The following is a 9,460-nucleotide window of genomic DNA, read 5'->3' as shown; positions in this document are numbered from 1 at the left end:
TGATTGATAATTAGTTATGTCTATTTTTTTAGAAAATCAGCAAGCCCTAATTATTTATCGTATTTCTTTGGTTATATTTTTTACCAAAAAAGCTTCAAGAAAAATCCCCTCTTTTTTTTCTCATTGATTATAAGTAACTTTAGTATCTAACTAACTGTAAATATGATCGCAAATGCATTAGATTTTGTAACGGTCCATCTTGACTATTACTTAAAACGAAAAACTTCCGGTGAAAAATCAATTGTCAGGCTATCTGGTGTCACAAACAACAATGATGACACATTAGTAGTATCGGTTGTTAACATCTCAGAAGAAGGCACCATTGCAAACCAGCCTAATATAACAAACCAAGGAAGTAATATCCTAAAGCAGGCTCCACCAGTTTATATAAATGTTCATATACTTGTTTCCGCTTCATTTAAAGAAAACAACTATAAAGAAGGTTTAAGTTGTCTGTCTACTGCGATTAATTTTTTTCAGGAACATCCTTATTTTAATTCACAACAAATTCAGATGCCTGACGGAATTGATAAATTGAGTTTTGAACTCGTTAACCTAGATATTGACAACATGAGTCAGTTTTGGAGAGCATTAGTAACAAATTATCAACCATCTGTCATTTATAAAATGCGTATGCTGAAAATAAGCAGTGATCGTATTGAAGCTGTTTTACCAGAAATCACAGGAACAGAAACTAAAACGAATCCATCATGAAACAATTTTTTTCAATAGTAATTAATCATGAATACGACAGTGTTGATGAAAACACCAGAGGCGTTTCAAATGATCTTGCAATTGTTCCTGCTAACACAAACATGCCATTTACAAACAGTAATCGCTTATGGTTTCGGGCTCAAACAGGAGGTTTGATTTGTTATATTGAAGATGATGAAGCCTTTAAAAATGAGACCGCTGTTTTATTCTTTTGGGTAGTCTGTACAAATGAAGCTTTTTATAGTTATACCGATTACCCGAAGAATATTAATTTTTCTAATCCTTACTACTATTGGTCGAATTCTGAAGCTTATAACACCTTACAACAAGATGATAAATGCTATTTACATCCAGGCAGACCACCAAATCAGGCCGTTGGTTGTATTGGGATTTCAATTTCTGAAATAGATTCTATCGAAAAATTAGAATTTACTGTCAATTTTAAAGTGCGAAAAACCTATTGGGAATACCACATAATGATCAATGAAACTCCAGAAGAAAAGACTTATACAATCGTTGATTTAGCATTTGCGCCTAATAGTGAACAAAATAATGCGGAAAACAACAATGGTAATATTGAAGAATGGAAATTTGAAAAAATATCTGATGAAAACGCCACCGAAATTATTTTTCAATCTAAAATTCCTTTGGCCTATACAAAAAAAGCCCAAAAACGCTTAGAATTAAAATGGGGACCTAAACAAAGAAGCAATCTCGTAGAAGGTCAAAAGATGACCTTACCCTTTGCTAATTACAAATATAAAATGGTAAACCAAGACAACAAAGAGCTAACACCTATTTATATACATATTTAGATTTTTAATTTATAAGATAAAACATGGCAGAAAATAAAAATTTAAAAACAAGTAGTACTAATTGATGCAACAACCACTGTTGATACCATAGATACCATTTTACCAGAAATTAATGATCCAAAAATCAATATAATGTTATGAATCAAAAACAACCACAAAAAAATTTAGATGTCGATGATATTATTGGAATATATTCAAGAATTGGAACTTATAGGCAAGGAACTTTAAATGCAAATGGTGAATGGCAACCAATTTTAACAGGGCTAGAAAGTTGCAATATATTTGAAGTTATTGCAATAGCTTATGGTGGTAAAGGTGAAGGGAAATATGCTACCTTACATGCTATTGCTTCCAACGCATATACTGGAAAAAGAGGTCGCATTCATTGCACACGTAATTACTATGGCTGGCAATGGTGGAGACGAATTGGATTGCGTTGGGTAGGAACTCCTTTTAACTATAGTCTTGAGATGAAAACATTTAGTGGTTATGGAAATTCAGGTGAAATTGAGTACAGTATTACCAAATTATCAAAAGATATCGTTTATAAAGCTGATAAAGGATTTAATTTATAATCATAAACGAAGACTACAAAGAGCTAATACCTATTTATATAATTTTTAGTTTTTTAATTTATAAGATAAAATATGGCGGTAAATAAAAATTTAAAAACACCTGGTGTTTATATTGACGAGAAAAATGCATTTCCAAATTCAGTAGTAGCTGTCGAAACTGCAGTTCCAGCTTTTATTGGCTATACGGAAAAAGCGGAATTTGGAGGTCAGTCCTTAAGGAACAAACCCTGTCGTATAGAATCGTTAATGGAGTTCGTATCATTCTTTGGAAAGGGTTGTACAACCAAATATAATTTAAGTGTTGCTTCATCATTTGAAGAACAGGATTTTGAGTTAAATGGGATTTCATATTCACTTGATGCAGATGCTGACACTCATTTTCTTTTATACGAGTCTCTAAAGTTCTTTTATCAAAATGGAGGTGGCAGCTGCTTTATTGTATCAGTTGGAACCTATACAGATACAGGAAAAGACAAGCCTTTTTCATCAACCTCTCCATTTACAAATGGTATTGACTTGCTTAAAAAAGAAACGGAACCCACAATGATTGTTGTTCCAGATGCCGTTTTATTTAATTCAGAAGTTTGCTATAGTTTACAGCAGCATATGCTTAATCACTGCGGTGAACAAATGGATAAAGTAGCCCTTTTGGATATTCACCAAGGCTATAAAGGACTGGATGATCCCAACGACAACCCTATTGATAAATTCAGAAATAATGTATCTTCAGATTATTTAAGCTATGGAGCCGCCTATTATCCTTGGTTAAATACTTCCATTGTTCAACCTTCTGAAGTGGATTATAAAAATTTAAATGACGAAGGCATAAAAACCTTGACAAGCATTTGTAAAACTGCTATTCATAATTTAAATGAGGATCATAGAAACGCACTGGTAGAATATCTCGATTTACTATCCTTTTCTGATGAAAATACTAAAGTAGAAGGCAAACCAAAAACACCTAGCATTCAAGAAATACACGATGTGTTATCTGTTAGGATTCCAGAATATAACATAGTGATGGAAAATATATTAAAGAAAATAAATCTTTTACCACCATCTGCAGCTATGGCAGGAATTTACACTTTGGTAGATTTACAACGTGGCGTTTGGAAAGCACCAGCGAATGTTGCGGTAAGTAATGTGGTATCGCCTTCAATACTAATAGATCATGAACAACAGGAAGACTTAAATGCTCCAATACTAGGCAAAGCAATTTGTGCCATTCGACCTTTTATTGGATTAGGAACTATGGTATGGGGAGCTCGAACGCTAGATGCGAACAGCTTAGATTGGAGATACATGAACGTTAGACGAACAGTCATAATGCTAGAACAGTCCATAAAAATTGCTGCCAAAGCTTACGTGTTTGAGCCTAATGTTAAAAATACCTGGGTGTCCATTGAGTCTATGATTGGGAATTTCTTGACTAATTTATGGAAGCAAGGAGCCCTTGCTGGAGCTGTTCCTGCTGATGCTTTTAGTGTATCTGTTGGTTTGGGGTCTACGATGACTGCTAACGATATTCTTGAAGGTAGAATGAATATAACAGTTAAATTGGCAATTTCACACCCTGCTGAATTTATAGTCATCACATTTCAACAGCAACAACAAAAATCTTAAATACTAACAATTAAAACAACATAATCATGGCAGACGACGGATCAATACAAAGTGAAAAATTATGGCCTATTTCTAAATTTTATTTTACGGTAGATTTAGGAGGCGGAATGAAAAACGCATCCTTTCTAGAAGTTTCTGGATTAGATGTAGAAGCTCAAATTATAGAATACAGACATGGTGATAGCAAAATTTTTTCTAATCAAAAAATGCCTGGATTGGTTAAATTTGGAAATATAACGTTGAAAAAAGGAGTTTTAGTAAAAGATAATCAATTCTTCGATTGGTACACTACTGTAAAAATGAATACTGTTAAACGTGTCACAGTAACTATAAAATTATTAGATGAAGGTGGTAATCCGACAATGACTTGGGCTTTGCAAAATGCGTGGCCAACCAAAGTTACAGGTACCGATTTAAAATCTGACGGTAATGAAGTCGCTGTAGAGACTATAGAAATAGCACATGAAGGATTAAAAATAGTTAACAAATAATTCAAGTAATAATGAAACCAGTTTATCCATCTTCAGGCTTTTATTTTAAAGTAGCATTAAACAAAGAGTCCTATAGTTTTAAAGAAGTATCCGGAATTTCTATAGAAACAAATATTGAAGAAATTACCGAAGGAGGGGAAAACCGGTTCAAGTATAAAGTGCCAACAGGTGTAAAATATAGTAACTTAGAACTTAAACGAGGAATAATACCTGAGAGTTCGGATTTGAATCGATGGGTATACAATGCCTTAACCTTAGGTTTTGATAAGCGCATAGAAACTAAATCATTAGAAGTTTCCTTACTTAATGAAAAAGGAAATAAAGTAATGACATGGAATTTTGTTGATGCTTGGCCTATAAGCTGGAAAACTGCATCATTAAATTCTATGAATAATGAAGTTTTAATAGAATCTCTAAGCCTTTCATATAAATATTTTACAACTAAAGTAATACGATGACTATAATTGAAAAACAAAATATAAAGCAATACCATTCCGCACGACTTAAAGATAAAAGCTTATCGCGTTCTAAAATGTTGGGCTGGACAAAAAAGCAAGTGCAACAAATCCGATTTCAGGTCATTACTTCGTTGTTTGATTTTAACAACATATCTGTTTTAGATTTAGGTTGTGGTGATGGTGATTTTAAATCTTATTTAAATGATCGTTTTTCTAATTTCGATTACCTAGGATTAGATTTACAAGAATCTTTTATTACCTATGCAAAAGAACGTTTCAAAACACATAATAACACTTGGTTTTATAATGCAGATTTTACGCGTTGTCAATTACCAAAAGTTGATGTTGTAGTAGCTTGTGGTGCTTTGTCTTATAGGTGTAATGACTCCAATTACTATATAGATTGCATAGAACAGTTTTATCAATCAGGAAAAAAGGCACTTATTTTTAATATGCTAAACCAAGATTTTTTTGAATCTGGAAATTTGATAGTAGCGCATAATAAAGTTCACATTTATGAACAGTGTCAAAAACTCTGTATTAATGTTATTTTAAAGGAAGGCTATTTAGATAATGATTTTACCATTATAATGAAAAAACCAATTTAAATATAAAGTACCAATAGGAGGTTTATTCCTGTTTTCACACTTAAAAAATAAATTTTATGAGCGAATCATCATCGGACTTGTTATCAGTACAATTAACAGTTAACGGCAAAGTATCTAATGCCATGATTATTAAAATAAACGTCATTCAAAGCATTAATAAAATAGCTAAGGCAACCATAGTCTTGAATGATGGTAGTAAATCTAAAGAAGATTTTAAATTAAGTGATTCGTCCGAGTATAATCCGGGAAACAAAATTGAAATTAAAGCGGGCTATCATTCCAAAGAAAAAACCATCTTTAAAGGCTTAATCATGAGCCAAGCCATATCTATTGATGCAGAAGAAGGACCTTCATTGATAATTGAATGTAAGGATGAAGCATTTGTTACCACCAACGTGCACAAAAACAACTACTTTTTGAATAGTACTGATAGTGAAATCATTAATAAAATATTAGGTAATTACAGTGTATCTAAATCTGTTGATAGTACTAAAGTAAAATATGAGGAAGTTATCCAGTTTGGCACCACCGATTGGGATTTTATTGTCACACGAGCTGAGATCAACGGGTTAGTAACATTAACCGATGATGGAAAGATTAGTATAAAAAAACCCGATTTAAGTGGTAAGTCAGTTCTTGTATTAAATTATGGGGATAATATTATTGAAATGGACATTGCTGTAGGAAGCCAAGAACAATTCGAATCCGTTGAGGCAATTTCATGGGATGCTTCTAGTCAAAAACTCATAGAAGGCAAATCGCAGGAGCCAAGTGTTAATAATCAAGGGAGTATTACTGGAAAAAAATTAGCTAACGTTTTAGGTGCAAATGAGCTTTTACAGTCAACAATTCCATTAGAAAAAGAAGCGTTGGATTCATGGGCAAACGCCCAATTGTTAAAATCTAGATTATCTCGTTTTCAAGGTACTATTTTATGTGAGGGAAACGCTGATGTTAAACCAAATACTTTGATTGAATTAAAAGGTATAGGGAAAAAAATAAATGGTAATGCATATGTTTCGTCTGTTTCACATGATTTGTATGAGGGACGTTGGATTACTGAAATAACAGTCGGAATTCAAAAAAATTGGTTTGCTCAAGAAGTGCCTGTTAATGCATTAAAAGCTGCCGGACGTATACCTGCAATGAATGGATTACAAATAGGAATCGTAAAGAAAACTTATGATGATCCTGCTGGAGAGTTTCGTGTACAAGTTACATTACCACTAATAAAAGATTCAGATGAAGGTATTTGGGCACGTTTAAGTACTTTTTACGCTTCAATTGGTTTTGGAAATTTTTTCTATCCAGAGGTTGGGGACGAAGTCATACTTGGCTTTTTAGATGATAATCCTTCAGCACCTATTATACTAGGCAGTGTCTACAGTAAAAAAAACATTCCAACTTTAACACCAGATGAAAAAAATACTCATAAAGCGATAACGACAAGAAACTTAATGACAATAGATTTTGATGAAGAAAAAAAAGTTATTACAATTAAAACTCCAGGAAAAAATATTATTACATTAAGTGATGAGGATAAAGGGATAACATTAACTGATCAAAATAATAATATGGTGCACCTTAGTGACTATGGAATTACAATAGACAGTAAAAAAGACATTGTTATTAAGGCAGCAAACAATATTTCTGTATCAGCTGTTAATATTGCAGTTAAAGCCAATAGCAATCTTGATCTATCTGCAAACAATATTACCGAAAAAGCAAATATGGCATTTTCAGCTCAAGCAGGTGCTAGTGCAGAATTAAAAGCATCTGGAAATGTTACTGTAAAAGGTGCAATGGTAAGTATTAACTAATAAAATTAATAAATATGGGACAACAAGTATGTATGGGAGCAATGATGAAATGTTCATATGGAAAAGCACCTTCAAGTTTAGTGGTTTTACCAACAAATAGAGTAACTTCTAGTCATATGCCAGATGCTAATATTATGGATCATATACCTATGGTAAATATTTTACCCTTTGGTATGTGTTCATCGTTAGCAAATCCTACTGTAGCTACTGCAACAGCAGCAGCTTTAGGAGTTCTAACACCTATGCCTTGTATACCAGTTATACCAGCACCATGGACTCCTGGAAATCCAACTGTGATGATAGGAAACTTTCCTATAATCAATAATACGTCACAATGTTTCTGTGCTTTTGGCGGTGCCATTACTTTTACTAACGCGGGACAGCAAACAGTTGAAGATTAATTAAGATATTTTGTGGAAGAATAAACAGCAACTAAAACAACAAATTTAACGAAATGGCATATGGAAAACACGGGACTTATAATAATGCATCCATTTTTCACTCAATTATTTAAATTCGTAGAATTTTTAAATGACGAGAACCAATTTAAAAATAAAGAGCTACAATTTAGAGCTGTACATCTACTACATTATATTGCTACAGGAGAAAATAGTAATATTAATGAAGCGGATCTAGCCGTGTCAAAAATACTTTCGGGACTACTCATTGAAGATTCCATTCCCTTAAATTTAGTGCTTTCAGAAAATGAAAAAAACTATGCAAGTAAAATTTTACAAGTTGTCATCTCAAAATGGGAGAAATTGGGCAATACCAGTGAAGATGGGCTTCGAAATACGTTTCTTAAACGAAATGGACTACTGGAAGAAAAAGATGAAGCTTACCAATTAACAGTTGAAACCAGTGGTACAGATATATTGTTGGATTATATTCCGTGGAATATTAGCCTGATAAAGTTACCTTGGATAAAAAACATAATTTACATATCATGGAGGTAAATCATTATGTAGCAACAGAAACATTTTTGAAACAGGAATTTGATTGGTTAGAACAAATAATTCGCATGCGTATTGAGACCTATTTTAAGACCAATGATAAAAAACAATCAATTTATGATATTAAACCACCAATTATTGGTGACGAAAGTACCTATGAACGTTTTCTATTACATTATGAATTGGGTTTCACAGAACGGGTTATTGTTTCCATGATAACTGCATCCATTTTAAAACCTGAGGTATTTGACTTGTTACATACCCAAAATGAAGTGACAGGCACAGCGTATGTAGAATTTGGAGGCAAAATAGATGATCGTCGATTTATTCCAACATATAGAACAGCCGCATTTATTTTAAATGAAAGTAAAAATGCCTTGCCAGCTTTTTTGTTTCCACTCTTTGAACAATCGCATCCCTTCACCAATTTTTCTCTTCTCGATTTTTCAAATGCACCTTTTCGTACTCGTTTAGAAACTACTATGCGCTTTAATACTGACGCTGAATATTTACTTTTCACAGGGAATGCATATCAACCTGAATTTAATAATGAGTTTCCTTCAAAATTAATGACAACCGAATTAAATTGGGAAGATTTAGTATTACCAGAAAGTATAAAGAATGATATTGATGAAATTTTAATGTGGTTTAAATTAGAGAATAAAATTGAAGAGAATCCTCAGCTCAATAAATGGCTAAAAAAAGGCTATCGTGTTTTATTTTATGGACCATCTGGAACTGGAAAAAGGTTAACAGCTTCCTTATTAGGTAAATATGTCAACAAACCCGTTTACAGTGTAGATTTATCGATGGTTGTTTCAAAATATATAGGAGAAACGGAGAAAAATCTAGCAAAGGTTTTCGACCGAGCCCAAAACAATGGTTGGATATTATTTTTTGATGAAGCTGACGCATTATTCGGAAAACGAACTAAGACCACATCGTCAAATGATCGTTATACAAATCAGGAAATAGCCTATCTTCTACAAAGAATTGAAGATTTTCCCGGAATGATAATTATTGCAACCAATCTTGAGAATAATTTGGGTGAAGCCTTTTCATGTCGATTTCAATTACAAGTTCCTTTTAAATTGCCTAATAAGGAAGAAAGATACAAGCTTTGGAAACAAATATTTTCAAAAGAATTTACTTTAGAAGATGAGTTCATTCTCCAACTAGCCGAAAATTATGAGCTTTCTGGAGGTTCAATAGTTAATGTACTTCGTACAGTAGTATTGCATAGTCAACATAATTCAAAAAGTAAAATATCAGAGGAAGCCGTTATTTATGCTATTCAAAAGAATTGGAGAAAGAGGGCCAGTTTGGATTAAATTACACAAACTTTCTATTTAAAAACAGAAGTTAGCAAACAATTGCGTTAGGGATTGAACGGCCTGTTTGAA

General features: G+C 32.8%; 11 protein-coding genes. All 11 read left to right on the top strand.

Features of this window, described 5'->3' with window-relative positions; genetic code table 11:
* Nucleotides 1-162: 162 nt before the first annotated feature.
* The 11 genes from AAC024_RS03160 (at nucleotide 163) to AAC024_RS03110 (ending at nucleotide 9,388) form a co-directional block, all read left to right on the top strand.
* A complete protein-coding gene (locus AAC024_RS03160; RefSeq protein ID WP_339893732.1) occupies nucleotides 163-714 on the top strand; it encodes a DUF4255 domain-containing protein in 552 nt (183 codons plus the stop codon).
* A complete protein-coding gene (locus tag AAC024_RS03155) occupies nucleotides 711-1,529 on the top strand; it encodes a hypothetical protein (protein WP_339893731.1) in 819 nt (272 codons plus the stop codon). The genes AAC024_RS03160 and AAC024_RS03155 overlap by 4 nt, the downstream gene beginning before the upstream one ends.
* Nucleotides 1,530-1,666: 137 nt before the next feature.
* Nucleotides 1,667-2,104: a hypothetical protein gene (locus AAC024_RS03150; protein ID WP_339893730.1), complete on the top strand. Its 438-nt coding sequence runs from the start codon at nucleotides 1,667-1,669 to the stop codon at nucleotides 2,102-2,104.
* 72 nt (nucleotides 2,105-2,176) lie between these two features.
* A complete protein-coding gene (locus tag AAC024_RS03145; RefSeq protein WP_339893729.1) occupies nucleotides 2,177-3,727 on the top strand; it encodes a phage tail sheath C-terminal domain-containing protein in 1,551 nt (516 codons plus the stop codon).
* Nucleotides 3,728-3,753: 26 nt separating this feature from the next.
* Nucleotides 3,754-4,218, top strand: a complete 465-nt coding sequence (locus AAC024_RS03140) for a phage tail protein (RefSeq protein WP_339893728.1) — start codon at nucleotides 3,754-3,756, stop codon at nucleotides 4,216-4,218.
* A gap of 11 nt (nucleotides 4,219-4,229) precedes the next feature.
* Nucleotides 4,230-4,676 carry a phage tail protein gene (locus tag AAC024_RS03135; RefSeq protein ID WP_339893727.1) on the top strand — a complete coding sequence of 149 codons (447 nt, stop codon included), beginning with the start codon at nucleotides 4,230-4,232 and terminating at the stop codon, nucleotides 4,674-4,676.
* Nucleotides 4,673-5,284 (top strand): class I SAM-dependent methyltransferase, encoded by a 612-nt coding sequence (locus tag AAC024_RS03130; RefSeq protein WP_339893726.1) that lies wholly within the window; start codon nucleotides 4,673-4,675, stop codon nucleotides 5,282-5,284. Before AAC024_RS03135 ends, AAC024_RS03130 begins: the two co-directional genes overlap by 4 nt.
* Nucleotides 5,285-5,340: 56 nt before the next feature.
* Nucleotides 5,341-7,104, top strand: a complete 1,764-nt coding sequence (gene vgrG / locus AAC024_RS03125) for a type VI secretion system tip protein VgrG (RefSeq protein ID WP_339893725.1) — start codon at nucleotides 5,341-5,343, stop codon at nucleotides 7,102-7,104.
* Between the two features lie 14 nt (nucleotides 7,105-7,118).
* Nucleotides 7,119-7,505, top strand: a complete 387-nt coding sequence (locus AAC024_RS03120; protein WP_339893724.1) for a DUF4280 domain-containing protein — start codon at nucleotides 7,119-7,121, stop codon at nucleotides 7,503-7,505.
* 60 nt (nucleotides 7,506-7,565) lie between these two features.
* Nucleotides 7,566-8,060, top strand: coding sequence for a contractile injection system tape measure protein (locus tag AAC024_RS03115; protein ID WP_339893723.1), 495 nt, complete (start codon nucleotides 7,566-7,568; stop codon nucleotides 8,058-8,060).
* On the top strand, nucleotides 8,051-9,388 hold the full coding sequence (locus AAC024_RS03110; protein WP_339893722.1) for an ATP-binding protein: 1,338 nt from the start codon (nucleotides 8,051-8,053) through the stop codon (nucleotides 9,386-9,388). Before AAC024_RS03115 ends, AAC024_RS03110 begins: the two co-directional genes overlap by 10 nt.
* Nucleotides 9,389-9,460: the final 72 nt, after the last annotated feature.

Origin of the sequence: uncultured Algibacter sp. (genome assembly GCF_963976535.1) — a bacterium.
Lineage (GTDB): Bacteria > Bacteroidota > Bacteroidia > Flavobacteriales > Flavobacteriaceae > Algibacter_B.
Note: the sequence above shows the minus strand (reverse complement) of the source record. Positions and strands in the feature narration are given on the sequence as shown.

Coding starts and splice junctions, on each gene's coding strand:
- AAC024_RS03160 (WP_339893732.1), top strand. CDS start 163: ATGATCGCAAATGCATTAGATTTTGTAACGGTCCATCTTGACTATTAC.
- AAC024_RS03155 (WP_339893731.1), top strand. CDS start 711: ATGAAACAATTTTTTTCAATAGTAATTAATCATGAATACGACAGTGTT.
- AAC024_RS03150 (WP_339893730.1), top strand. CDS start 1,667: ATGAATCAAAAACAACCACAAAAAAATTTAGATGTCGATGATATTATT.
- AAC024_RS03145 (WP_339893729.1), top strand. CDS start 2,177: ATGGCGGTAAATAAAAATTTAAAAACACCTGGTGTTTATATTGACGAG.
- AAC024_RS03140 (WP_339893728.1), top strand. CDS start 3,754: ATGGCAGACGACGGATCAATACAAAGTGAAAAATTATGGCCTATTTCT.
- AAC024_RS03135 (WP_339893727.1), top strand. CDS start 4,230: ATGAAACCAGTTTATCCATCTTCAGGCTTTTATTTTAAAGTAGCATTA.
- AAC024_RS03130 (WP_339893726.1), top strand. CDS start 4,673: ATGACTATAATTGAAAAACAAAATATAAAGCAATACCATTCCGCACGA.
- vgrG (WP_339893725.1), top strand. CDS start 5,341: ATGAGCGAATCATCATCGGACTTGTTATCAGTACAATTAACAGTTAAC.
- AAC024_RS03120 (WP_339893724.1), top strand. CDS start 7,119: ATGGGACAACAAGTATGTATGGGAGCAATGATGAAATGTTCATATGGA.
- AAC024_RS03115 (WP_339893723.1), top strand. CDS start 7,566: ATGGAAAACACGGGACTTATAATAATGCATCCATTTTTCACTCAATTA.
- AAC024_RS03110 (WP_339893722.1), top strand. CDS start 8,051: ATGGAGGTAAATCATTATGTAGCAACAGAAACATTTTTGAAACAGGAA.